The organism is Flavobacterium sp. CF136 (genome assembly GCF_000282055.1).
Taxonomy (GTDB): Bacteria; Bacteroidota; Bacteroidia; order Flavobacteriales; family Flavobacteriaceae; genus Flavobacterium.
The window spans coordinates 16110-41470 of the sequence record NZ_AKJZ01000056.1 but is presented as its reverse complement, the minus strand read 5'-3'; the positions used below and the strand labels follow the sequence as shown (position 1 = coordinate 41470).

Genomic DNA, 25361 nt, shown 5'->3' with positions numbered 1-25361 from the left:
ATGAAAAATTTAAAAAACATCAAACTTTTGGTTTTTGCAGTAATTGCAATGATTTACACAAGTACATCATCTGCTCAGCAAACTGAAGAAATCAAAGACTACAATCAAGGCTTTAAATTAGGGTTTGGATTAAATGCCGGACTGCCAACTGACAATGCTTACGATTGGGCTTTAGGTGGTGATGTCAGGCTTCAATATGATTTATCAAAAAGAACTTCGCTAACCTTAACTACAGGTTTTACAAATTTATTTGTTGGAGATAATGCTTCCGATTTAGGATTTATTCCTGCTAAGGCCGGATTCAAAGCTTTCGTTTGGGAAGATCAATTTTATGTATTAGGAGAAGTTGGTGCTGGTTTTGCAGTAACCAACGGATATAATGACACTACTTTTTTATGGGCACCAGGAATTGGATATGCCGGTAAGCATATAGATATTAGTGTACGATATGAAGATTATCACAAATTCGAAACCAATCAGGTAGCACTTCGTGTAGCTTATGGTTTTGATTTATAAGAGCACAAATTAATATATTATTTTGTTTTTGGAAAACGAAAACCCCACAAGATTTTAAAATCTGTGGGGTTTAGTTTTTTATTACTTTTGCAATTCCTTTTTATAAATTTCGATGTTGGCTTTTATTTTATCATCTAATTCCGGCTCCTGAATGTCGGTATGTTTCTGCATTTCTTCCCAAATAATTTTTGCCACAATATAACGTGTCATTTCTTTATCATCTGCAGGAATAACATACCAGGGCGCATGCTCAGTTGAAGTTTTATTTATAGCTTCTTCATAATATTTTTGATATTCATCCCAATGGTCACGCTCTTTCAAATCGCCTGGCGAGAACTTCCAATTGTGTTTCCCTTCCTCCAGACGACGCAATAAACGCTCACGCTGTTCTTCTTTACTCAGATGCAGAAAAAACTTCATAACAATTGTTCCGTTTTCAGCAATATGTTTTTCAAAATTATTGATCTGTTCAATTCTGTTTTTCCAGAACTTCGGCGTAATATCATCAACCGAATTAATTCCGGGTAAATTCTCTGCCAAAATAAATTCCGGATGTACACGTGTTACCAAAACATTCTCGTAATGTGTACGGTTAAAAATAGCAAACTTGCCTTTTTCCGGCAAAGCAATATAATGTCGCCACAAATAATCGTGCTCTAATTCGGTTGAATTTGGCGTTTTAAAACTGTGAACTACTACGCCACGAGGATTAAATTCTTTAAAAACTTCCCGAATCAAACTATCCTTCCCTGATGTATCCATGCCTTGCAAACAAATTAAAACTGCATATTTATTATGCGAATACATCACATCCTGCAAATCACTCAATTTCGCCTGAACTTTATCCAGTTTTTCCTCTTTTTCCTCATCATCGGCTTTTATCTTTAGCAAAGTTGGAATTTTTGATAATTTTATTTCATCTGTAACTTTAAAATCATTCGGATCTATCGATTTCATATTTTTTCCATTTTTTATATTATAAATATACTATTTTTACGAAGCATATTCCTGCTATTTATTGCAATACTTTTTCAATAAATTATTTTTTTCCAAGCCATAACAAGAGCTTCCGCTGGTCGCTTTGTAATGCCAGGAAAAAATACAATTTCTCCTCAAAGTATTTTCATTGCTATCAGGGCTAAACAATCTTTTTCAAAACAACATTCATGGAAAAATTTACATTAGAAATATTATTTCAAATCATCGGGATCGGTTCGGCATCAGGATTATTTTTCAGTAACAATTCTCTTTATATCATTGGCGATAACAGCGGATTTCTATACGAATACAATATGCAGAATCAGCAATTAAGCCAACATCCTTTAATTGACAATCCTTCCCAAAATATCCCAAAAGATATAAAACCCGATTTTGAATCCATAACGCATCACAACGATACGTTATATGTTTTTGGTTCCGGATCTACCGAAAACCGAAATAAAATGATTGCATTCGATCTTAAAAGCAAAACTATTCTACAGAAAAACAATTTAGTAGACTTATATGCTTTAATGCAAAGTTTCGGCGAAATAAAACCGGAAGATTTCAATCTCGAAGGCGCTATTTTCGATGGCGAAAACTGGTATTTATTCAATCGTGGTAACGGAATTTCAAACAAAAACACCATTTTTACGATTCATGCCAAAAGTCTGGGCGAAGAATTTGCATTGGTTGCCACAAATTATAAATTGCCAAAAATAAAAGGCGTTCGCTCCAGTTTTACCGATGCTATTTTGGTTGATGACAAAATCTATTTCCTTTCAACCGCCGAAGACACACAATCTACTTATGACGATGGTGAAATCTTAGGAAGCTTTATCGGCCGAATCGATCTTAAAACCATGAAAATCGATTTTACCCAAAAAATCACTTCAATCAATAAATTCGAAGGCTTGACTTTCTATCAAAAATCAAATGACAAAATCGAGTTTTTACTTTGTGAGGATAATGACACGGAGCTTTTGGAAACGAAAATATATAAATTGAGTTTCCCGGTTAAGTAAAACAACACATTTCACTTTGTGCAATTTTGTGCAATCTTTGAGAATCTCAGTGCAATAACTTTTCGCAAAGATTCTCAAAGACTTCACAGAGATTCTCAAAGATCAAAAAAATGACAAACAATTAATAGTTAAAGAATTTTCAAATTATTTTAAACTTTTTTTCAGCTTCTTCCCAACCTTTTTATCTTTTCGGCTCTCTTTAATATAAAGACAACAATTGTGATAAACGAAACTCAAATTTCTAACTGCAAAAAAATGCACCGCGATGCACAGCGCCAGGTGTATGAGTATATGGCTCCAAAACTGTATCGCCTCTGCAAGCGATACCTAAAGAAGGAAGAAGAAATTGAAGAAGCTATGGCTGATGCATTCTATACCATATTTACAAAGATGGAACAGCTCAAGGAAGTTCAGGCTTTTGAGGCCTGGTCCAGAAAAATAACCGTGAACCACTGTTTGGCAGCCATTAAGAAGCATACAAATTTCAACATGTATCTTGATGATGTCAAATTGCTTTCTCAGCCTTTTACGGATGAAATTAACTCTTTGGAAGAAGAAGATTTACTCAATTTACTAAACCATATTCCGGACGGCTGTAAAACTGTTTTCAACCTTTTTGTTATTGAAGGTTTTGGACATAAAGAAATAGCCGGAATGCTTAACATTTCTGAAGGCACTTCAAAATCACAATTGAATGCAGCTAAAACCAAGCTAAAGGAATTAGTAAATAAATTGTATTATCAAAAAGCAAAATAGTCATGGACAATCAGGATAAAATATTCGAAAAATTTAAAGAGGCTTCGCACAACGCCGAGAGTAAAGATTTTCCGGCAATGGAAAAAGTCTGGTCTCGTGTTGAAGAAAAACTCGATAAAAAAGAAGACAAGAAAGCCATTTCGTTATGGAAAAAAATCGCAATTGCTGCATCACTTTTATTAATAATTTCTTTAGGCACTCAATTTCTAAAAACTGACAAAACGCCCAATATTGAAAATACTGATAAAGTTGTAACTAACGAAAAGGAAAAAGAATCGGTTCAGAAACCTGGTTCAGAAAAAAATAAAATGGCTGTTTCAGAAGATTCCGGAATAGTTTCAAAAGCTGAAGCTGAAAAAATCTTAAAGAATCAAATTAAACAAAAACCAACAGTTGCAATAAATGAAATACAAAGTTCTAACAGTGAGCCAATCAGCTACGGAACCTCAGCTGTAATAGCTCCTGATGAAATTTTTACTCCGGCACCATCAATTACTTCCGGTTATTTAAGCGAAGAGGACTCTGTTGAAAAAGATAAAGCTTTTGCTCCTATTGCAAAATCGGTAAAAGGAGAATCTTACCGCATTGCAGATTCTGAGGCAGAAACTCAAATGGCTAAAAAAAGTACGCCATTAGTTATAATGAACGGAAGAGCAATTTCTCACAGCAATGATGAGAAGAGAGATAAAATGATACAGGAAGAACTTCCTAATATGAACCCTGAAAATGTAGAATCGCTGGTAATATTAGACGAACCTTTATATATTATTGACGGAAATTATTATTCTGAAGATGATTTATTTGGCAAGAACCCAAAGAGTCCTTATGCCCCTTTAAATAAGCAGGAAATTAAAACCATTACCATTCTTCAGGATCTTGAAGCCACTGAAAAATATGGCGACAAAGGAAAAAAAGGAGTTGTAATAATTACTACCAAAACAGGAAAACCGGCTTCGAAGCAATAGCTTAAAATTTAATCATAAAACTTACGATAATGAAAAGTCTAAAACTTATTTCATCAGCATTTACTATGCTTATATGTTTCGTAGTTTCGGCACAGGAAAAGACAAACATCTCCACTTCAGAGGATAAAATTCCTCCTATAGAAGTTTCTTCAAATTTTGCAAAAACTGATGCTTCTCCAAGTTTCCGAATTGTATGTGCCAAAACTGTTTCAGATAAAGATGAACCGCTATACATTCTCGATGGAATTCCGATTAAAGCAAAACAATTTGCTGAAATTAATCCAAATGACATTGAAAATATTAAAGTTTTAAAAAATTCCAATGAAGCAGCTATTTGTGGGGGTTTCGGTAGAAAAGGTGTTGTTATTATTACAACAAAAAAAAGAGATTTATAAAAATATTACTGAGAAAGAACTCAATGATAAATTGAAAATTCCAGATATTATTCAGCCATAGCAATGACAAACAATTGAATATTTTAAAAACATAATTTAATTTTAATGAAGATTTAAAATCGCATTTTATTAACCAATATTTTTTTACATTTGAGTTTTCAATTCAAAAAACTTTAATTTAAAAATAAAATTAATGAACCCAATTTTAAATCAGAATTTATTTCTTGTAAAAGAGCACGTTGGCATGTTTAAAGCAGCGAACAATTACGATATTTACCATCCGGAATCTAACGAAATTATCATGAACTGCCGGGAAAACAATCTTGGTTTTTTCACGAAAGTGCTTCGTTTTACAGATTATAAAAGAATGACGCCTTTTAATGTTGAAATCACAACTCCCTCCGGAGAAAAGTTAATTACGGTTAAACGTGGTATTGCCATCTTCCGTTCGACAGTAGAAGTTCTCGATGAGAAAGATCGTTTAATTGGAACTTTCAAGCAAAAGTTTTTTTCTATTGGAGGAAAGTTCGAAATTCTGGATAAAAATCAAAGACCTTGCGCCACCCTTCAGGGAAAATGGACGGGCTGGGATTTTACATTTTCGCATGAAAACAAACAGCTTGCACAAGTAAGCAAAAAGTGGGCTGGAATTGGCAGGGAGTTTTTTACAAGTGCCGATAATTATGTCCTTCAAATAGAAGAAACTGTAGCTGCAGACAGTCCGTTAAGACAATTAATCCTTGGAGCTGTTATGTGTATTGATATGGTTCTGAAAGAATAACAAAGTTGTTAAACTTAGATTAAGAAACAGCAGAAAGCATCATTTTAGTAATCAAAAGAATTATTTTTGTGTAACTAAGAATGATGCTTTCTCATTTCAAAAATACGATCATGACAAACTTAAAAAATAAAAATGCCCTAATCACAGGCGCAGGAAAGGGAATTGGAAAAGCTATCGCCATTGCCCTGGCCAAAGAAGGTGTAAACGTAATTTTAATTTCAAGAACGCAGCTGGATGTAGATCAGTTAGCCATAAAAATTGAAAATTTTGGCGTTAAATCATTAGCATTGTCAGCAGATATTTCGGACATCAATTCAATAAATGCAGCAGTTGAAAAAGCGCTGGCCGAATTTAAAACTATTGATATTTTAATCAATAATGCAGGCATTGCCTCTTTCGGGAATTTTTTAGAATTAGAACCAGCCGAATGGGAGAAAATCATACAGGTAAACGTAATGGGTACCTATTATACAACCCGTGCTGTTTTACCAAATATGATTGAAAGACAAACAGGGGATATCATCAATATTTCGTCTACGGCAGGATTAAACGGAAATGCATTGACAAGTGCCTACAGTGCTTCTAAATTTGCAGTTCTGGGATTAACAGATTCTTTAATGCAGGAAATGAGAAAACACAATATCCGCGTTACTGCTCTAACACCCAGTACGGTCGCAACCGACATGGCAAAAGATTTGAACTTAACTGATGGAAATCCTGAAAAAGTAATGCAGTCTGAGGACATTGCCGAATTAATCATTGCCCAACTCAAATTAAACCGTAGAGTTTTTATAAAAAATAGCAGTATCTGGTCTACGAATCCGTAATTTTAAAATTAAAAACATCAATATGGAACAATATTTAAGACAATTGATTTCAATTGCATTTACAGATAAAAAAGAAATCTTCACCGGTTTTCTGATTGATTATTCGGATGATTGGATTTTACTAAAAAACAATCCCATTGATTTTGTGATTGATGGTTTTATAATTTTAAAAAATAAAAACATCGAAGCTATCGAAAGAGACGAAGAACTTGTATTTAACGAAAAAGTGATTCGCCTGAAAGGATTAAAAACAAATGCAGAAGACATCATTCCGATTAAGGATTTGAGTACGATTCTAAACTATATCAACAGTAAATATGGTATTTTTCAGATTGTAAAAAAATCACCAAAATCGGTTTATTTAGGAAAACTCATTGAGATAAACGACGAAATACTAACCATTGATTTCTTAGACATCAGAGGTGCGTTTGGTGGTGAACTAAGTTTTAATCCTGAAAAAATAAGAGTTATTGAGTTTGATTCAGATTATATCAATTCGTTGAAATTGGTTGTCGAGGAAAACGAAAAGTAATATTTCTATAAAAACAAGAAGGTTCTTTTTATTTTTTTGTCACATCGAGCGGAGTCGAGATGCTTTATTTTCATAAGGTTCTCGACTCCGCTCGAACTGACAAATGAATTTCATTATGTAAAAGACATTGACTTTTTTTATACCGTTTTTAAAACTTAAACTTCAGTTAATTTATTTAAAAACTCCAGACGAACACTTCCATCCTCATCAATTTTTGTCAAATTGATTTCTTGTAATGTATTTACCAATTCCGGATTCCATGGTGTTTTTACTTTTACATAATTTTCTGTAAAACCATGAATATATCCTTCTTTATTTTCACTTTCAAATAAAACCGTTCTATTTGATCCCAACTGGCTTTCGTAAAAAGCACGGCGTTTTTTAACAGATAATCCGCGTAGCATTTTACTGCGTTTGGCTCTCACATTAGCAGGAACAACTCCTAACATATTTGCTGCTTCGGTATTATCTCTTTCCGAATACGTAAAAACGTGCAGATAAGAAATATCCATTTCATTCAGAAAATGATATGTTTCTAAAAAATGCTCATCAGTTTCACCTGGAAAACCAACAATAACATCAACACCTATACACGCATAAGGCATTACTTCACGAATTTTATTTACTCGTTCTGTATAAACCTCCCGTAAGTAACGACGCTTCATTAATTTCAAAATATCATTGCTTCCTGATTGTAACGGAATATGAAAATGCGGTACAAAAGTTCTGCTTTTAGAAACAAATTCGATTGTTTCATTTTTCAATAAATTAGGTTCGATCGATGAGATACGCAAACGCTCAATTCCCTCAACCTTATCTAAAGCCTGTACCAAATCAAGAAAAGTATGTTCATGTTTTTTATTTCCGAACTCCCCTTTTCCGTAATCTCCTATATTTACTCCTGTCAAAACAATTTCTTTAATGTTTTGAGCTGATATTTCTTTTGCATTTTGCAAAACGTTTTCCAGAGCATCGCTTCTTGAAATCCCTCTCGCTAAAGGAATTGTACAATAGGTACATTTATAATCACAACCATCCTGAACTTTCAAAAAAGCACGGGTACGGTCACCAATAGAATAACTTCCAACATAAAAATCTGCTTCGGCAATTTCGCATGAGTGAACTTCACCCATATCGTTTTTGCTTAAATCATGAATATAATCAGTAATTTTAAATTTTTCAGTAGCACCTAAAACCAAGTCAACTCCATCAACAGCTGCCAATTCTTCAGGTTTCAATTGTGCATAACAACCCACGGCGGCAACAAAAGCCTTATCATTGAGTTTCATTGCTTTTTTTACGACCTGTTTAAACTGCTTATCAGCATTCTCTGTAACAGAACAGGTATTGATAACATATATATCAGCTACTTCTTCAAAATCAACACGATCAAAACCTTCATCATTAAAATTTCGGGCGATTGTAGAAGTTTCTGAAAAATTCAGTTTGCATCCAAGCGTATAAAAAGCAACTTTTTTTCTATTTTCCATAGGAACACACTACATTTTAAGTAGCAAGATATTATTTTACATCTTCATTAAAGAGTTTGCAAATTTACACACAAATTTCTTTAAAATAAAATCAACAATACACTATAGATCAATATTTTGCTTCAAACGCTTATTTATAAACAAGTAAATAAATATATTAAAGAATAAATTATATACTGCTTTAGAAATTCATTACGGAGATTAAAAGTTAAAAAACAGGAGAAAATACCGACAATACGCAAATAAATCCGATTAAATGCAAATAAAATACAATACGAGATATAAAATATTCTCATATTTATTTTGCTTACATAAATTTTAAACCTAAATTCACACATCGAAATTTGATAAAATATAATTTGGGAAACATACGATTATTAGATTATTAACGTTTTTACATTTTCAAGAATATAATACAATTTTCAATGGGAAAGCCGAAAACCACTATAATAGAGTAGGCAAATTTTTAAAATTTAAAACTATATGAAAGCATTTTTCCCCACGATCTGCTTAATGTTCTTAACTATTTTTAGTTCACAGGCGCAAACAAATGCAGCTGCTACAAATCCGTTTCCAACAATTAGCACACTAACAAACTGGGCTAGTTTTAACTCTCAACAACAGTTTGACATTGCCATTCGTGCTGTTGGATTTAAATTTGAAGTTAAAGAACCCGGTGAAGGGTCTACGGCGTATACCTACATTAGAAAAGTAGTTGTAAACGATGTAAACTATACAGATCGAATTGTTTACCGAATTACAAATAACAACTCTGCCAGCATTATTTCTTTAGTCACAGCTTCTACTGACTTGGTAAGTTTGTACACACCACAATTAGTGACATTTAAAAACAATAATTGCAAAACAGAAATGTCTAAAGATAAAAATACAACTTGCAGCTGTTACGAAAGTGCAAATTTTGCAATCGATCTTTGTGATGAACGCGTAAAATTGACAATGGGCGACGGAAATAAATATTTTGTTTCTGTAGCTAAAAAATAACAATTTCAGATAAATTATCATTCAGGTGGTAATAAACTCTAAATTGCTAAAAACCCCAAATTTTAAAGACTTTTAAAATTTGGGGTTTTTAATTTTATATCGGTTTTATCTGAAAATTTAATTCAAAATATAGCGCTGCACAACCTCAGCAACTCCGTCATTATTGTTTGAAGCTACAATTAGATTTGCTCTGTCACGCAATTCAGGCGTTACGTTATCTACCCAAACACCTAAACCTGCATATTCAATCATTGTTAAATCATTTCCCGCGTTTCCAACCGCAATAATTTCACTTTGATGAATATTTAGCTTAGCCGCCAAAAATTTCAAACTTGCCGCTTTATCAATTCCGTTTTGAGCTGCTTCTAAGAAAAATGGTTTAGACATAGCAACACTTAAATGAGGCATTGTTTCTTTTAAATCCTTCTCTACTTCTTTTAAATAAGCAGGATTTTCTAACAAAATACATTTTACCGCCGGCCTGTCAATAGCTTCTTTAAAACTTGATACTTTGCGATGTGCTAATCCTGTTATATCTTTTTCGATTTCAATATACTCAGAATCAGTTTCGCTGATAATTTCATTATCCAAATAGGTAATAATGTGAGTTTTCATTTTCACGCTATAATCATATAATTCGTGAATCTGCTCCTGTGTCAATTTCTGTTCAAATAAAATGAGATCGTCTTTTACGGTACTGATTATAGCTCCGTTAAATGAAATTATATATGAATTATTCAAATCTAATTCTAATTCTTTTGCATAAGCGGTCATTGCAGATGTTGGCCGGCCGGAAGCCAAAACCACATAAACACCTTTAGCCTGTGCTTCGAGAAGTACTTTTTTATTCAGTTTCGAAATTTTATGATCGTCTGTCAACAAGGTATCATCCATGTCGAGTACCAGCATTTTATATTGCATATTTTTTAGTTTTCAGTGGCGGTTTTCAGTGATTGCTGTGACTGAAAACTGTGATTTACTTATTTAGATACTCATTCGGAAATCTTCAATTACCGGATTTGCCTTTGCAAAATCTGTTTCCTGAATAAAAACCTCAACAGCCAAATCTGTTTGTCCAAAACCAGCCAAACGAGCCGATTGGATATTATCTTTTTTTACCGTTTCCAGACCTGCTTCTTCTAATCTTTCCTGTAAAGCAATTGCTAAAACTTCACTTCCTGAGAACACCTTCATTAATCCCATAACATTCTGTTTATATTATTATTTTTTATTATTTATTGTAATATTATTTATTGTAATATTATTTTTAATTTGTCCTGAAAATCCTCATTTTCATTCATTCCGATGTGACCTTGACCTTTTAAGGCACAAAAATGTCCTTTAAAATCTAACAGCTTATTTAATCGAACCGAATTTGAGCATGAAATTAATTGATCATCTATCCCGTGAAAAATATAAACAGGCCCTTTTACTTTTGGAAGATATCTGAAAGTTTCCAAATGAAATTTTTTCATGAAATTTGGAAAAAATGGCACTCTTTTACTCGATAATTCCGTGAAACTAAAATAAGGTGATTGCAGAATTAAAGCTTTTGGTTTATTTTCAGATGCTAAAACAGCTGCCAAACCGGAACCAATTGAATACCCTGCAATAATGATTTTATTTTCAGGATATCTCCCGCATAATGTTTTATAAGCTGTCGCAATATCATTGTTTAACTGCTCTTCATTTTCTATTTCTCCTTCACTTTTTCCAAAGCTTCTGTAATCTAAAATAAAAATATCGTACCCTAAATTGGTGTAGATCTTAGCAATTTTCCCCCAGGTTTCTAAAGTCCCTGCATTTCCATGAAGGTAAAAAACTAAACCTTTAGAATTTTCTGCTTTAAATAACAATCCATTTAAATTTATACCATCATAAGATTTAATATTTAATTCTTCGAACTTCTCTTGATAATCAAATTTATAATTCTTTGGAAGTCCGGCACCTTGAAAAACCATACCAACCTGATTGAAGTATACATAAGAAACAATAAGCACGTAAATAACAACAAAAAATGCTCCAAGCACAATCGTTAAAAATTTAAGCGTTTTTAATATCTCCATATAAAATTATAACTTCAACTATTTATTATTCTTCCTCTTCAATCTGATCTTCTTCCTCATCAAGTTCATCTTCCCCTTCTTCATCCAGATCAAAAATAAAAGGCTCTAATAACATTTTGTCAGCCAAAATTTCAATGCGTTCCGTTAATTCTTCAGCAAAAATAATACGCTGTGTTTTGGTAATACTGTTCGAAATACGCATGATTTTAGTTTCATGACGCAATTTCAAAATCGGATCAGCATCATCCAAAATAAACATTTTCAAACGGTTTACATTATAACCGGCGGTCGTAAACATATCGCTCAATTTGTTTGGTGTTCCGATTAAAACATCAATTCCTGTCGAAATATAGTTTTTGTCATAATCCGTGTCGCCTTTATCATGCACACCATAAACTTCAAGATTGGTATATTTTCCGTATTTCGCAAAAAGCTCAACCATTTCCAAAACTTTGGTTTTGTCTTCAACAATAATCAAAGCTCTTGGGGATTCTTCTACCTGACCAGCCAATTGCTGAATCACATTCAACACAATTGTAGTAGATTTTCCGCTTCCTTTTGGAGATAAAACAATACAGTCTGCTCCACTTTTTATCGTCGAAAAAGTTTCCTGCTGCAATATATTTGCTTCAGTCAAACCATTTTCGATTAAACCATCCTGTAGTTTTTCGTTTATTTTTTTTAATTTCATTTTTTTATGCTTTAGGCTTTAAGCTATACGCTGTAAGCAAAAATTATTTATATTTTTTAACAGCTGAAAGCCTAAAGCCTAAAGCCTATTGCGCGAAGCTTTTACTTGCTTGCGAACATTTTTACGTCCGTTTCTGAGATTTCGTTTCCTCCAAGGATAATTAGTCTTTCCACAACATTTCGAAGTTCACGGATATTTCCTGTCCAATCATATTCCTGTAATAATTTTATGGCTGGTGCCGAAAATACTTTGACAACATTTCCCTGCTCCGAAGCAATTTTCTCTGCAAAGTGTCTTATCAAAGCCGGAATATCATCACGTCTTTCGTTCAATGGCGGTACTTTGATTAAGATTACTGCCAATCTGTGATATAAATCTTCACGAAAACGACCTTCGGCAATTTCTCTTTTTAAATCTTTATTGGTTGCAGCCACAACGCGGACATCAACTTTTATATCTTTTTCAGCTCCTACCCTGGTAATCATGCTTTCCTGCAAAGCGCGTAATACTTTGGCTTGCGCCGAAAGGCTCATGTCACCAATTTCATCTAAGAAAATAGTTCCTTTATCTGCAGCTTCAAACTTTCCTGCACGATCTTTAACTGCCGATGTAAAAGCACCTTTTACGTGTCCGAACAGTTCACTTTCAATCAATTCACTCGGAATCGCCGCACAATTCACTTCAATTAACGGAAAGTTAGCACGTTCGCTTTTTTCATGCAATTGATGTGCTACTAATTCTTTTCCAGTTCCGTTTGGACCAGTAATTAAAACTCTGGCTTCAGTTTGGGCCACTTTATCAATCATCACTTTAATATGATTGATAGCGTCACTCTCTCCTACCATTTCGTAATTTTTACTGACTTTTTTCTTCAGTATTTTATTCTCGACTACAAGTTGTTTTTTATCTAAAGCGTTACGGACCGTATTTAATAACCGATTTAAATCAGGTGGTTTCGAGATATAATCAAAAGCTCCTAAGCGCATGGTATGAATGGCCGTTTCCATATCACCATGCCCGGAAATCATAACCATCGGAATTTCAGGTTTTATCTTTTTCACTTCTTCCAAAACCTCAACACCGTCCATTTTTGGCATTTTGATATCGCACAAAACCAAATCGTAATCGTTGTTTTTTATTTTTTCAAGACCTGCAACACCATCTTCAGCTTCATCTACCTGATATGTATCATTCTCTTCTGATAAAATTTTTACCAAAACTCTTCTGATCGCTGCTTCGTCTTCTATAATTAATATTTTACTCATTCTTTTTTAGTTGCTAAGGTTCTGAGTTACTAAGGTTCTAAGCTTTTTTTTTAAGAAGCTAATCTTAGCGACTTAGGAACTCAGAACCTTAGGAACTTTAAAAAATTAATATTTAAGCCATCTATACAATTCTTTCCAGGTTGGTTTTTTGCCGTACATTAAAATACCTACGCGGTAAATTTTTGCAGCGAACCAAACCACAAAGAAAAAGGTAGCAAACAATAATGATACCGAAATTGCGATTTGCCACCACGGCACTCCAAACGGAATACGCATTAACATTACAATTGGCGAGGTTAGCGGAATCATCGAAAATACTACAGCAATTGTTCCGTGCGGATCATTCACAACAGTAAAAAAACCAATATAAACACTCAAAATAAGTGGCATAATAATAGGCAGAAGAAACTGTTGAGAATCGGTTTGATTATCAACGGCAGCTCCAATTGCTGCATAAAACGAACTATATAAAAAATAGCCTCCAATAAAATAAACTACAAAACTAATTAAAATACTGGCAATAGGTAAATTCCATGCTTCTCTAATATACATTTGTGCCGATCCTGAAAATTCCTGTTGGGCAGAATGCATTAATTCTGGTGAAATCCTGGCAGTTGGCCCAATATTTACTCCAAAAAATACAGACGCTGCAAACATTAATCCCAAACCAATTATTGCCCAAATTGTAAATTGTAATAATCCTGCCAGAGAAGTCCCAATAATTTTACCAATCATCAACTGAAAAGGTTTTACCGATGAAATAATAATTTCGACAATTCTGTTCGTTTTTTCTTCGATCACACTTCGCATGACCATATTTCCGTAAATGATAATAAACATCATGATTAAATATCCAAATGCGCCTCCAATACCAATCTTGATTTCGTTTAAGCCTTTTAAACTTTCTTCACCTGATGATTTTGCCAAATGAATATTGATAGTTGCCTGTGCTTTTTGAATGGCAGTTGTATCTAATTTTGCTTTTTCAAGATTTAGCCTGGTGATTTTTGAAGCAATGACATACTGTGTTTTGTCTATAAAAGAAAGACTCGGGCTATTATTCGAAATAAACTCAATTTTGCTTTCTAAATCTTTTAAACTATCCGTTTTTGGAACAATAATTAAACCTTCAAAATTTTCTTTGGCAATGCTGTCTTTCAAAGATTTTGAATCAATTTGAGACAAGTCCAGGTATTTATATTCGCCGTCTTTTTTATTCTGTTTTACAAAATCTTCTACAAACAAACCCGTTTCGTCATGAATTGCAATTCGTTTGGTTTCGGCTTTCATCGAACTCAAATAAGCAATAAATCCGGCAATTGCCACAAACAATAACGGACTCAAAAAAGTCATAACAACAAAAGATTTATTACGGACTTTTGCAATAAATTCTCTTTTTATAATCAACGAAATGATGCTCATTTTTATTTTAGATTTTAGATTGTTGACTTTAGATTTCTGATTTTAGGTTTTCACTCTAAAATCAGAAATCTAAACTTTATTTTCAGTTACTGTCTGAATAAAAATATCGTTTACACTTGGGATTTTTTCTACAAAATGGGTCACTTGTCCACGTTGCGTCAAGAGATGTAACAATTCATTTGGCGCGGCATCTCCTATCTGGATATCTAGTTTTAAATCGTCATTTAATGATTTAAAACTAGCCGGTGAAACAGTAAATCTTTGAGTAATATCATACATCAGGCCTTCAACATTATCCGTCAGAATTCCGACCTCAAAACTATTTTTTCTAAATTGACGTTTTACATCACTTAGTTTTCCTTCAATTAATTTATTCGATTTATGGATTAAAGCGATATGATCACAAAGTTCTTCTACACTTTCCATACGATGCGTCGAGAAAATAATTGTCGCTCCCTGATCTCTCAAAGCTAAAATTTCGTCTTTAATCACATTCGCATTTACAGGGTCAAATCCTGAAAAGGGCTCATCAAAAATCAATAATTTGGGTTTATGAAGTACGCAAACCACAAACTGAATTTTCTGTGCCATTCCTTTAGAAAGTTCCTGGATCTTTTTATTCCACCAACCCTGAATTCCTAAACGATCAAACCAATATTCTAACTGCTGCTTGGCTTCGGCTTTAGAAAGCCCTTTCATTTGCGCCAGATACAAACATTGCTCGCCTACTTTCATTGAGCTGTATAAACCTCTTTCTTCCGGAAGATATCCAATTGTCTGCACATGTTTGGGATGCAATTTTTCTCCATCCAAAATTACTTCGCCACTATCCGGTAATGTAATTTGGTTTATAATTCGAATAAGAGAAGTTTTTCCAGCTCCATTAGGACCTAATAATCCATAAATACTGCCTTTTGGCACATTTAATGAAACTTCGTTAAGCGCTACATAATCACCGTATTGTTTTACGACTTTATGTACTTCGAGTAAGTTGCTCATGCTGTTTTTTAGAATTTTCTGCGTTGGTTTAACCATTGTGATTTCGCGCCTGTAAAAGTAAATAATTCGAAACGAATCTGAGTAATAATACGCAAAAAACCCATCCTAATATTTACATTTGGATGGGTTTTACATTATTTGGGCATTTTAGAAAAAGTTTAGCTTATGAAAACATATCTTTTACTTTCTCAAAAAATGATTTCTCTGATTTTTCAGGGCTTGGAACAAAATGTTCGTCGCTTAAAGCATTTTCAAAAAATTGTTTTTGCTCTTTATTCAGCGTTTTAGGAGTCCAGACATTTACATGAACTAACAAATCCCCACTTCCGTAACCGTTGATACTCGGAATTCCTTTTCCTTTTAATCTTAGGATTTTTCCGGATTGAATACCTTCTTCCAATTTAATACGAACTTTTCCGTTGATTGCTTCAATGTCTTTGGAAACCCCAAGAACTGCTTCGGGAAAACTGATATATAAATCGAAATGTATATTTTCACCTTCACGTTTCAGGAATTCGTGTTCTAATTCTTCGATCGCAACAATTAAATCCCCAGGAACGCTGTTTCCCGGAGCATCATTTCCTTTGTTAGAAACTTTAAGCTGCATTCCGTCAACAACACCTGCAGGAATTTTGATTGATACCGTTTCATCTTCCAATATCATTCCCTGTGCATCTGCTTCAGAAGGTCTTTTATCTAAAATTTGTCCGGAACCACCACAAGTTGGACAAGTTGATGCAGATTGCATTCTTCCTAAAATTGTGTTTGTAACACGCATTACCTGTCCCTGACCATTACAAGTCGAACAAGTTTTGTACGTTACGCCTTTAGCCTGAACTTTACGTTTTACTTTTACTTTTTTCTCAACTCCATTTGCAATCTCTTCTAAAGTCAATTTAACTTTAATTCTAAGATTACTTCCTTTAGCACGACGAGGGCCACCTCCGCCTCCACCGAAACCGCCAAATCCTCCGCCAAAAATATCACCAAACTGGCTGAAAATGTCATCCATATTCATACCGCCATGACCTCCGCCAAATCCGCCTGAACCATCGAATGCCTGATGTCCGTATTGGTCGTATTTCGCTTTTTTGTTAGGATCGCTTAAAACTTCATAAGCTTCTGCCGCCAATTTGAAGTTTTCTTCTGCCTCTTTGTCGCCCGGATTTTTATCAGGGTGATATTTTAATGCACTTTTTCGGTACGCTTTTTTAATTTCGGCAGCATCGGCATTTTTTGAAATGCCAAGTATTTCGTAAAAATCTTTTTTCATAATTTAGGTTAAATTCCAAATCTAAAATTCCAAACTCCAATACTTAAAAAATTGACTTTCAGAACATTCATTTGCATTTTTAGTTTCCGATAACCACTTTAGGAAAACGAATAATTTTATCTCCTAATTTGTATCCTTTTTCAATAACATCAACAATTTTACCCTTCAATTTATCAGAAGGTGCAGGAATTTGGGTAATTGCTTCAGCAAAGTCAGCATTAAAAGCATCACCTGCTCTTACTTCAACTTGCTCTAAACCTTTAGCTACCAAAGTACTTTTTAGTTTTTCGTGAATTAATTCTACTCCTTTTTTCAAATTTTCATCATCAGACTTGTTGATCTCTACAGTTGCTCTGTCAAAATCATCCAAAACAGGAAGCATTGCTAACAAAACTTCTTGATTTGCTGTTTTAAATAAATCGATACGCTCTTTTGAAGTTCTTTTTTTGTAATTTTCAAATTCGGCAAATAATCTCAAAAACTTATCTTTTTCTTTTGCCAAGTCTTGAGCCAATTGCTCTTCAACACTTAATTCTTCAACAATTAACTGCTCACCGTTGGCGTTGTTCTCTAACGTTACATCATCTAATTCCTGATCGAATTCTGTATTTTCCGTAGTCATATTACTTTTATTTTTAAAAATATTCTTAAACTTCATTTTTTATTCTTTGTTTTGGATTGCAAAAGTACTGCCAAATCTTTTAAAATGTCAAATTGTCACTTCGGTAAAAATATAGATTCTTTATGAAATAATTTTGCTTTTGAAAATTTAGTATAATTTTATGACTATTACGTTTTAGTTTAAAGTATATTTGAGTCACCAATATGTAAATAAATTATTGCCTGTCAAAATTGAATTTAAGGGTTAGCCTCGGCTTTATAAATAATTATTAATTCAAGTTTACCTTATATTAAAAAAAGCTTCGCCTATTTCAGACGAAGCTTTTTTTTTGTTTTTATTTTTATCCCTGTAAATATCTGATAAACATTAAAACCATTGTGCACGGGCGGAGGGATTCGAACCCCCATCAACGGTTTTGGAGACCGCTATTCTACCCTTGAACTACGCCCGTAACTTAAGGTCGGCAAATTAAAAGTTTTTTTTCTTCCCCAGCAACTATTTCAAGGAGAGATTTAAAAAGAAAATCCTTTAAAACTGTGTCTCTGCGGCAAAAACCTTCGCTACAAACAGTTAACCCAACAAAGCATTTTTCAATCCTTCAAAATCAACAGAAACCTGTTCTCCTGTTACTAAATTTTTAAGCGAATAACTGTTCGAAGCAATTTCCTGATCTCCTGCAATAACTGCAAACGGAATCAAACGTTTATCAGCATACTGAAACTGCTTGCCCACTTTTACGTTATCCGGATAAAGCTCTACTTTTATATTTTCTTTCCTCAATTTCTGAATTGCCTGCGAAGCATATAAAGCCTCTGCATCTCCATAATTGATAAACAATGCTTTTGATGTCGCTGCAACTGTCTCAGGGAATAATTGCAATTCTTCCAAAACCAAATAAATTCTGTCTAATCCGAAAGAAATTCCAACACCGCTCATATTTTTCAGACCAAAAATACCAGTCAAATCATCGTATCTTCCGCCGCCGCCGATAGAACCCATCGAAACCGTTTTTGGTGCCGCTACTTCAAAAATAGCTCCGGTATAATAATTTAATCCACGCGCCAAAGTCACATCAAGATCTAATGTCGCTGTCGACAATCCTAAAGTAGCCACATTGTCACAAATAAATTTAAGCTCTTCAACTCCTTTCATCCCTTCTTCTGACGAAGCCAATAAATTTGAAAGCTGACTGATTTTATCTGCAAAAGTTCCGGTAAAACTAAAAAGCGGCTGTACTTTAACCAACGCTTCTTCAGAAATTCCTTTTTCGATCATCTCTTTTTTCACACCATCTTCTCCGATCTTATCTAATTTATCTAAAGCAACCGTGAAATCGATTAATTTATCCGAAGCACCAATTACTTCAGCAATTCCGGATAATATTTTTCTGTTGTTAATTTTGATGGTAACACCTTCCAAACCTAAAGCTGTAAAAACAGTATCGTACAATTGAACCAATTCTACTTCCTGCCATAATGATTTTGATCCTACAACATCGGCATCACATTGATAAAATTCTCTATAACGTCCTCTTTGCGGTCTGTCAGCTCTCCAAACCGGCTGAATCTGATATCTTTTAAAAGGAAATTCAATTTCGTTTTGGTGTTGAACCACGTATCTTGCAAATGGAACTGTTAAGTCGTAACGCAATGCTTTTTCTGAAATTTTTCCGGTAAATTTATTTAACTCAATTCTTTGATTAAGATCAATCGTTTCAGCAGAATTAACTTGTAGAGATTCTATAGATTCCGGTAATTCAATTTTATTTTTATTGAAGAAAAAATTTCCTGAGTTCAATATTTTAAAAATCAAACGATCACCTTCTTCTCCATATTTCCCCATTAAGGTATCTGAATTTTCAAATGAAGGAGTTTCAATCGGCTGAAAACCAAATTTTTCAAAATTATTTTTTATCGTTTGAATAATATATTGACGTTTTGACACCTCTGCAGGCGAAAAATCTCTTGTTCCTTGTGGTATACTTGGTTTTGAAGCCATCTTTGTTATTTTAGGTTTTAGAGTTTAGATTCTTTTGAAATACTACATCTAAACTTCTTATACATTTATTTATTTTAGATTTTTTAAAATCCTAAATCGCCTGCAAATATCTTACTTTTTAAAATAAATAATGCGGGTTCGAAAACAAACTTGTAACAAAAAACGTATTTTCGTGACAAATTGGTCATGATGCTAAAATTATTCAAAGAAAATATCCGAATTGCGTTTGGTTCCATCAAAACACAATTATTACGTACTATTCTTACCGTATTAATTATTGCTATTGGAATCACTGCTTTGGTTGGAATCCTAACCGTCGTTACGGCATTAGAAAACACAATTTCTACCAATTTTGCATCAATGGGAGCCAATACTTTCAACATTAATCAATACGAAAATACGGTTAGAAATCGTGGTGGAAACGAGCGTGAAGTCATAAACCCGATTATTTCATATCCTGAAGCAGTTGCTTTCAAAAACAAATACAAATATCCTTTTACAGAAACCTCTCTTTCTTTTACAGCAACTACAACCGCCGAGGTTAAATATTTAGACAAAAAAACAGATCCGGAAATTACAATTGTCGGTGTCGATGAACATTTTATAAGCAATTCCGGTTTAGAAATTAATTTAGGACGCAGTTTCAATCAATTTGATATTGAAAACAATACGTATTCCTGCGTTGTGGGTTCCGATTTCGAAAAAGGTTTATTAAAAGACATCAACCCGATTGACAAAATAATTTCAATCCGAGGTGCCCGTTTTAAAGTTATTGGAGTCTTAAAAGAAAAAGGATCAACATTTGGAAACAGCCAGGATTTACGCGTTTTAATTCCGATTCAGGTAGCGCGTTCCTTATTTACTGCTCCAAATATTAATTACACCATGAGTGTCATGGTTTCTAAAAAAGAACTTTTAGACGAAGCTGTTGACAACGCCACAAGCACCATGCGAAGAGTTCGTAAACTGAGTCCGGTTCGTGACAATAATTTTGGCATAGGCCGCAGTGACGATTTAATCAACAGAATCCTCGGAATCACTAAATATTTAGGCTGGGCTTCCTGGATTATCAGTATCATTACCATTTTAGGATCGTCGATTGCTTTAATGAACATCATGATTGTTTCGGTTACAGAGCGGACACACGAAATTGGAGTTCGTAAAGCATTAGGGGCAAAAAGAATAACCGTTGCAACCCAATTTTTTATCGAAACACTATTGATTGGACAGATTGGCGGTGTAGTCGGAATTATATTAGGAATATTAGTTGGTTTTGGATTTTCAACCGCTATGGGTTTTGCTTTCGTTATTCCGTGGATAGCCATTTTTGCCGCTTTTGCAACAAGTTTCATGGTTGCAATTGTGTCAGGTTTGTACCCTGCATTAAAAGCTTCAAAACTAGATCCTATTGAGGCTTTGCGTTATGAATAAATTTTAGTTTTCAGTCGCAGTCTCAGTTTAATTGAGACTGAAAACTGCGACTGAAAACTAAATAGTCCCTTTAATCATACGATCATTATCGTAAATATCTTTTCTTAATTCGACATTGCTGAAATTCATATTCTCCAATAAATCAGTCATTTCCTGTCCCAAATACTGATTGATTTCAAAAAATAACTGTCCATTTTTCAAAAGGTTTTTTTGAGCCAGAGAAGCAATTTTTTTATAAAAAATCAAGGCATCATGATCATCCACAAAAAGAGCCAGATGTGGTTCATATTCCAATACATTCTTTTTGATCTCCGCTTTTTCCAGATTCCGGACATAAGGCGGATTCGAAACAATAATATCGAAATTATATTTTAGCGCTTCCAATTCTAAAATATCCTGAAACATAAAAGTGACCTCTACATTGTTATTTACAGCATTTTTTTTAGCAGTTTCCAATGCTTTCTTCGAAACATCAATTGCATAAACTTCTGCATTCGGGAGATTCTTCGCTAATGAAACAGCTATGCATCCGCTTCCGGTTCCGATATCTAAAATTTTAAGCTTTTTAGATTTATCTGTATTGGCATTTTCATTAATAATCCATTCGACCAATTCTTCCGTTTCCGGTCTCGGAATCAGAACATTTTCATTCACTTCAAAATCCAAACCATAAAAGTTGGTTTTCCCTAATAAATACTGAACAGGGACTTCTTTTTTTAATTGATCTAAAAAAACACTCCAAGTCGCTATATGAGTCTCAGAAAAATTCAGCCCATGATTTAATGCCAAATCAATTTGTCGCAATTTATGTCTGTCTTCTAAAATTAAATAGAAAAAACTTTCTGCTTCGTATGCATCATAAAAAGACGACAATTCCTGAATAAAGTAGGTACGATATTGTTTTATTTTCATTTTGGGATGTTGAGCATTAATTTTCAGCAAAAAGCTAATTGTATTCTACGATAATAAGTATTACGCAAACAAAATTTGTTACAATCCGTTTTGTAAATCTTTCAACATCCAGACAGGACAGGAACAATGTCCGGTATTACCCATTGGAGCATCTAAATACTCAAAACCTGATTTTTTATATAATTTTTGGGCAGCATGCATAAAAGGCATTGTTTCGATATAACATTTTTCAAAACCAAAACTTCTTGCCTTTTCCAAACATTTTTCCATCATCTTACTGCCAATCCCTAAACCACGGGTTTCCGGTAAAAAATACATCTTTTGCAATTCACAAACTTTCGGATCTCCATTTTCTAAAGGTGCAATTCCGGCACAACCTACAATTTTACCTTCGTTTTCAACTACCAAATAAACAGATTGCTGTTTATTATATTCTTCAAACATTAAATCTAAACATGGATCCTCATAAGCTGTTCCAACTTTTGGAATTTCCATTTCATCAAAAACTGATCGTATTAATTGAGCAACTTCCTGATTATCTTCTTTTTTAATTTTTCTTATGACCCAATTTTCCATATTCTTTACTTCATTTGATATAGTTACAAAAGTAAAAATAGTTTTCCGATAGTTTTCTTAACTAGACCATAAACTCAAAAATAACTACTTTTGTATTGTGAATATACATGAGAAATATATAAAACGCTGCATTGAACTGGCACAAAATGGTTTTGGAACTACCTATCCAAACCCAATGGTGGGTAGCGTGATTGTTTACGAAAATCAAATTATTGGCGAAGGCTGGCACAAAAAAGCCGGTGAACCACATGCAGAAGTAAATGCGATTAAATCTGTAAAAGACAAATCGCTGCTAAAAAAAGCTACTATTTATGTGAGTTTAGAACCTTGCAGTCATTTTGGCAAAACTCCTCCATGCTGTGATTTGATTATTGCAAATGAAATTCGGAATGTCGTAATTGGAACTGTAGACCCAAATGAAAAAGTTTCAGGAAAAGGAATCAAAAAAATAGCTGAATCCGGAGCAAATGTTATTGTTGGTGTTTTGGAAAAAGAATGCAATGAACTGAATAAACGTTTTTTTACTTTTCATAAGAAAAAGCGACCTTATATAATATTAAAATGGGCAGAAAGTAAGGATGGCTTTTTAGCACCCGAAAAAGAAATCAGCCAGGATCGAAAACCTGTTTGGATAACAAATTTACATTCAAGACAGTTGGTTCATAAATGGCGAAGCGAAGAACAGGCTATTTTGGTGGGGACACAAACTGTCATTGATGACAATCCGAAATTAAACGTTAGGGATTGGACTGGAAATAACCCGGTTAGAGTTGTTTTAGATCAAAATAACAGGATATCAAAAGACAGTTTTATTTTTGATGACACTGTTAAAACGATTGTATTTACAAAATCTGAAATTAACATTTCGGCAGAAAACACTACCTTTGAAGTAATTGATTTTAGTCAAAATATAATTCCACAAATTTTGGAAGTTTTATACCAAAATCAAATACAGTCTATTATTATAGAAGGAGGTTTACAGACTTTGCAAACTTTTATAGACCAAAATATTTGGGATGAAGCACGAGTCTTTACAGGAAAAAAAACAACTTTCGGAAAAGGAACAAAAGCTCCGATTTTATCTGGAAAAATTTCAGCTAAAATCAACATCGAAAGTGATGAATTAATACAAATTAGAAATCATGATTGATACAATAATTTTTGACTTTGGAGATATTTTTATCAATTTAGACAAACAAGCTACCATTTCCCGATTGCAAAAATTAGGCATGACCGAATGGAATTCAGAATTTGACCGTTTAAATCTTTTATTTGAAACCGGAGATATTTCGCATGAGGATTTTATTGCAGGTTTTCAAAAAGAACTTCCAAATGCTTCAAGAGAAGAAATTCTGGAAGCATGGAACGCAATTTTAGCAGATTTTCCTTTATATAGATTAGAATTCCTGCAACTGCTTTCAAAAAAATACCGATTGTTTTTATTGAGTAACACCGATTCTATCCATATTGAAACTTTCGAAAACAGAAGTGGAATTTCTTTTTACAGCGATTTTTATCAATGTTTTGAAAAAGTCTATTTTTCTTTTGAAATTGGAAAGAGAAAACCAAATGCTGACGCATTTCAATATTTAATCAACAAACACGAATTATCACCAAAGCGAACTCTATTTGTAGATGATAAAAAAGAAAATACCGATTCTGCCGCTGCATTAGGATTTCACGTTTGGAATTTACAAGTAGGTCAGGAAGATGTTATTGATTTGTTTGACAAAAAAATACTTTAGAAATTACTTTTGGAATATAACGACACCTACCAAACCATTGCTTTTGAGTCTGATGAAGTACTTTTTAAGGAAAAAGGAAGTAAGTTTTTCGGCTACGCTTTTCCCATCGATAACGAAGGCGAAGTAAAACCCATCATCGAAAGTTTAAAGAAACAACATCCGCACGCTGTACATTACTGTTATGCCTATCAACTTGGCACAGCTCCCAAAATATCTTATCGGGCAAATGATGATGGAGAACCAAACAATACTGCAGGAGCTCCAATTTACGGGCAAATTCAGTCTTTTGGACTAACTAACATTCTTGTAGTTGTGGTTCGTATTTTTGGCGGAACCAAATTAGGTGTTGGCGGATTAATCGCTGCTTATAAAACCACCGCACAAATGACACTTGAAATTTGTAAGATTATTGAAAAAACAATTGATGTTCACTTTTTAATCTCTTTTGATTATAAAAACATGAACAAAGTAATGCGTGTCATCAAAGAAAAAAAACTTGAAATTATATCTCAGGAAATGGAAATTGATGAAGATTCTGAGCTCCCAATTGGTAAAATCGTAACTAAAACGCGAAAAAAAAATGCCGAATCAGTATTCGACATTTTTGATTTAATGTTTGAAATTGATATCAATATTATATAAATTGGCATCAAAATACGCCTCATTTTAACAATTATTCAAGTGTTTTAAATAATTCTAAAATGTAATCTGGAGGAGCCGTTGGACGACTTGTTTTTAACGAAATAAATACTAAAATAAACACAGCTGTTGTTAATAACTCATTTGCCTCATTATAGATTGCGCAATCAAATTCTATCTTGACTGACGACTGACTTTTGAAAGTCGTATGAATTGTTAATAACTCATCGTAACGGGCTGATTTTTTATAGTTTATTTGCATAGACACAATTGGCAGCCCAATACCGCTTTCTTCCATGCTTTTATAGGAAATCCCTTTGTTTCTGAGCCATTCGACGCGCCCTATCTCAAAATACGGAATATAATTCCCGTGATATACAACTCCCATTTGATCAGTTTCAGAGTAACGAACCCGTACTTGAGTTTGATGATTTTTCATTATTTACAGATTAAAA

General features: G+C 33.6%; 28 protein-coding genes and 1 tRNA gene. 13 read left to right on the top strand and 16 right to left on the bottom strand.

What is annotated here, in order from left to right:
• Entirely contained in the window at positions 1-516 is a 516-nt protein-coding gene (locus tag PMI10_RS16255; protein WP_007809993.1) for a hypothetical protein, read from the top strand.
• 81 nt (positions 517-597) lie between these two features.
• Here PMI10_RS16255 and PMI10_RS16250 read toward each other — a convergent pair whose 3' ends face one another.
• A complete protein-coding gene (locus PMI10_RS16250; RefSeq protein ID WP_007809991.1) occupies positions 598-1473 on the bottom strand; it encodes a PPK2 family polyphosphate kinase in 876 nt (291 codons plus the stop codon).
• A 209-nt stretch (positions 1474-1682) separates the two neighbouring features.
• Between PMI10_RS16250 and PMI10_RS16245 the strand changes: the two genes are divergently transcribed.
• The 7 genes from PMI10_RS16245 to PMI10_RS16215 all read left to right on the top strand — a co-directional run bounded on the left by PMI10_RS16245 (position 1683) and on the right by PMI10_RS16215 (position 6775).
• Positions 1683-2519 carry a DUF6929 family protein gene (locus PMI10_RS16245; RefSeq protein ID WP_007809990.1) on the top strand — a complete coding sequence of 279 codons (837 nt, stop codon included), beginning with the start codon at positions 1683-1685 and terminating at the stop codon, positions 2517-2519.
• Positions 2520-2774: 255 nt separating this feature from the next.
• Positions 2775-3275 carry an RNA polymerase sigma factor gene (locus PMI10_RS16240; RefSeq protein WP_007809988.1) on the top strand — a complete coding sequence of 167 codons (501 nt, stop codon included), beginning with the start codon at positions 2775-2777 and terminating at the stop codon, positions 3273-3275.
• 2 nt (positions 3276-3277) lie between these two features.
• Positions 3278-4240: a hypothetical protein gene (locus PMI10_RS16235; protein WP_007809985.1), complete on the top strand. Its 963-nt coding sequence runs from the start codon at positions 3278-3280 to the stop codon at positions 4238-4240.
• A gap of 29 nt (positions 4241-4269) precedes the next feature.
• A complete protein-coding gene (locus PMI10_RS16230) occupies positions 4270-4635 on the top strand; it encodes a TonB-dependent receptor plug domain-containing protein (RefSeq protein WP_007809982.1) in 366 nt (121 codons plus the stop codon).
• A 193-nt stretch (positions 4636-4828) separates the two neighbouring features.
• On the top strand, positions 4829-5416 hold the full coding sequence (locus tag PMI10_RS16225; protein ID WP_007809980.1) for a phospholipid scramblase-related protein: 588 nt from the start codon (positions 4829-4831) through the stop codon (positions 5414-5416).
• A 110-nt stretch (positions 5417-5526) separates the two neighbouring features.
• A complete protein-coding gene (locus tag PMI10_RS16220; RefSeq protein WP_007809978.1) occupies positions 5527-6243 on the top strand; it encodes a 3-ketoacyl-ACP reductase in 717 nt (238 codons plus the stop codon).
• 22 nt (positions 6244-6265) lie between these two features.
• On the top strand, positions 6266-6775 hold the full coding sequence (locus PMI10_RS16215; protein WP_007809976.1) for a hypothetical protein: 510 nt from the start codon (positions 6266-6268) through the stop codon (positions 6773-6775).
• A 155-nt stretch (positions 6776-6930) separates the two neighbouring features.
• Here PMI10_RS16215 and mtaB read toward each other — a convergent pair whose 3' ends face one another.
• Complete coding sequence (gene mtaB / locus PMI10_RS16210) at positions 6931-8265, bottom strand: tRNA (N(6)-L-threonylcarbamoyladenosine(37)-C(2))-methylthiotransferase MtaB (protein WP_007809974.1); 1335 nt, start codon at positions 8263-8265, stop codon at positions 6931-6933.
• A 483-nt stretch (positions 8266-8748) separates the two neighbouring features.
• Here mtaB and PMI10_RS16205 point away from each other — a divergent pair, with 483 nt between their 5' ends.
• The gene (locus tag PMI10_RS16205) at positions 8749-9267 is read left to right on the top strand and encodes a hypothetical protein (RefSeq protein ID WP_007809972.1); all 519 of its coding nucleotides are present in this window, start codon (positions 8749-8751) and stop codon (positions 9265-9267) included.
• Positions 9268-9384: 117 nt separating this feature from the next.
• Here PMI10_RS16205 and PMI10_RS16200 read toward each other — a convergent pair whose 3' ends face one another.
• The 11 genes from PMI10_RS16200 to hisS form a co-directional block, all read right to left on the bottom strand.
• Complete coding sequence (locus tag PMI10_RS16200) at positions 9385-10188, bottom strand: Cof-type HAD-IIB family hydrolase (protein ID WP_007809970.1); 804 nt, start codon at positions 10186-10188, stop codon at positions 9385-9387.
• Between the two features lie 63 nt (positions 10189-10251).
• Positions 10252-10470, bottom strand: a complete 219-nt coding sequence (locus PMI10_RS16195) for a putative signal transducing protein (protein WP_007809969.1) — start codon at positions 10468-10470, stop codon at positions 10252-10254.
• 47 nt (positions 10471-10517) lie between these two features.
• Positions 10518-11333 carry an alpha/beta hydrolase gene (locus PMI10_RS16190; RefSeq protein ID WP_007809968.1) on the bottom strand — a complete coding sequence of 272 codons (816 nt, stop codon included), beginning with the start codon at positions 11331-11333 and terminating at the stop codon, positions 10518-10520.
• 25 nt (positions 11334-11358) lie between these two features.
• On the bottom strand, positions 11359-12024 hold the full coding sequence (locus tag PMI10_RS16185; RefSeq protein WP_007809967.1) for a DEAD/DEAH box helicase: 666 nt from the start codon (positions 12022-12024) through the stop codon (positions 11359-11361).
• A 101-nt stretch (positions 12025-12125) separates the two neighbouring features.
• The gene (locus PMI10_RS16180) at positions 12126-13289 is read right to left on the bottom strand and encodes a sigma-54-dependent transcriptional regulator (RefSeq protein WP_007809966.1); all 1164 of its coding nucleotides are present in this window, start codon (positions 13287-13289) and stop codon (positions 12126-12128) included.
• A 105-nt stretch (positions 13290-13394) separates the two neighbouring features.
• The gene (locus PMI10_RS16175) at positions 13395-14711 is read right to left on the bottom strand and encodes an ABC transporter permease (RefSeq protein ID WP_007809965.1); all 1317 of its coding nucleotides are present in this window, start codon (positions 14709-14711) and stop codon (positions 13395-13397) included.
• Positions 14712-14780: 69 nt separating this feature from the next.
• Positions 14781-15710: an ABC transporter ATP-binding protein gene (locus tag PMI10_RS16170; RefSeq protein WP_007809964.1), complete on the bottom strand. Its 930-nt coding sequence runs from the start codon at positions 15708-15710 to the stop codon at positions 14781-14783.
• A 163-nt stretch (positions 15711-15873) separates the two neighbouring features.
• Positions 15874-16983: a molecular chaperone DnaJ gene (gene dnaJ / locus PMI10_RS16165; protein ID WP_007809963.1), complete on the bottom strand. Its 1110-nt coding sequence runs from the start codon at positions 16981-16983 to the stop codon at positions 15874-15876.
• A 79-nt stretch (positions 16984-17062) separates the two neighbouring features.
• Entirely contained in the window at positions 17063-17641 is a 579-nt protein-coding gene (locus PMI10_RS16160; protein WP_035632003.1) for a nucleotide exchange factor GrpE, read from the bottom strand.
• Between the two features lie 344 nt (positions 17642-17985).
• A tRNA-Trp gene (locus tag PMI10_RS16155) sits at positions 17986-18056 on the bottom strand.
• 119 nt (positions 18057-18175) lie between these two features.
• A complete protein-coding gene (gene hisS / locus PMI10_RS16150; protein ID WP_007809961.1) occupies positions 18176-19603 on the bottom strand; it encodes a histidine--tRNA ligase in 1428 nt (475 codons plus the stop codon).
• 186 nt (positions 19604-19789) lie between these two features.
• On the opposite strand from hisS, the gene PMI10_RS16145 reads away from it, so the two are divergent.
• Positions 19790-21034, top strand: a complete 1245-nt coding sequence (locus PMI10_RS16145; protein ID WP_007809960.1) for an ABC transporter permease — start codon at positions 19790-19792, stop codon at positions 21032-21034.
• Positions 21035-21091: 57 nt separating this feature from the next.
• Here the strand turns inward: PMI10_RS16145 and prmC are convergent, their stop codons facing one another.
• Complete coding sequence (gene prmC / locus PMI10_RS16140) at positions 21092-21946, bottom strand: peptide chain release factor N(5)-glutamine methyltransferase (protein ID WP_007809959.1); 855 nt, start codon at positions 21944-21946, stop codon at positions 21092-21094.
• Between the two features lie 78 nt (positions 21947-22024).
• Positions 22025-22522 carry a GNAT family N-acetyltransferase gene (locus PMI10_RS16135; RefSeq protein WP_007809958.1) on the bottom strand — a complete coding sequence of 166 codons (498 nt, stop codon included), beginning with the start codon at positions 22520-22522 and terminating at the stop codon, positions 22025-22027.
• Positions 22523-22619: 97 nt separating this feature from the next.
• Between PMI10_RS16135 and ribD the strand changes: the two genes are divergently transcribed.
• Genes ribD through PMI10_RS16120 form a run of 3 tightly spaced genes read left to right on the top strand, consistent with a single transcriptional unit; the run spans position 22620 to position 24909 of the window.
• The gene (gene ribD, locus PMI10_RS16130) at positions 22620-23672 is read left to right on the top strand and encodes a bifunctional diaminohydroxyphosphoribosylaminopyrimidine deaminase/5-amino-6-(5-phosphoribosylamino)uracil reductase RibD (RefSeq protein WP_007809956.1); all 1053 of its coding nucleotides are present in this window, start codon (positions 22620-22622) and stop codon (positions 23670-23672) included.
• Complete coding sequence (locus PMI10_RS16125; RefSeq protein WP_007809954.1) at positions 23665-24267, top strand: HAD family hydrolase; 603 nt, start codon at positions 23665-23667, stop codon at positions 24265-24267. The genes ribD and PMI10_RS16125 overlap by 8 nt, the downstream gene beginning before the upstream one ends.
• Positions 24268-24276: 9 nt before the next feature.
• Complete coding sequence (locus PMI10_RS16120) at positions 24277-24909, top strand: IMPACT family protein (RefSeq protein ID WP_007809952.1); 633 nt, start codon at positions 24277-24279, stop codon at positions 24907-24909.
• Positions 24910-24940: 31 nt separating this feature from the next.
• Here PMI10_RS16120 and PMI10_RS16115 read toward each other — a convergent pair whose 3' ends face one another.
• On the bottom strand, positions 24941-25345 hold the full coding sequence (locus PMI10_RS16115; RefSeq protein WP_007809950.1) for an acyl-CoA thioesterase: 405 nt from the start codon (positions 25343-25345) through the stop codon (positions 24941-24943).
• Positions 25346-25361: the final 16 nt, after the last annotated feature.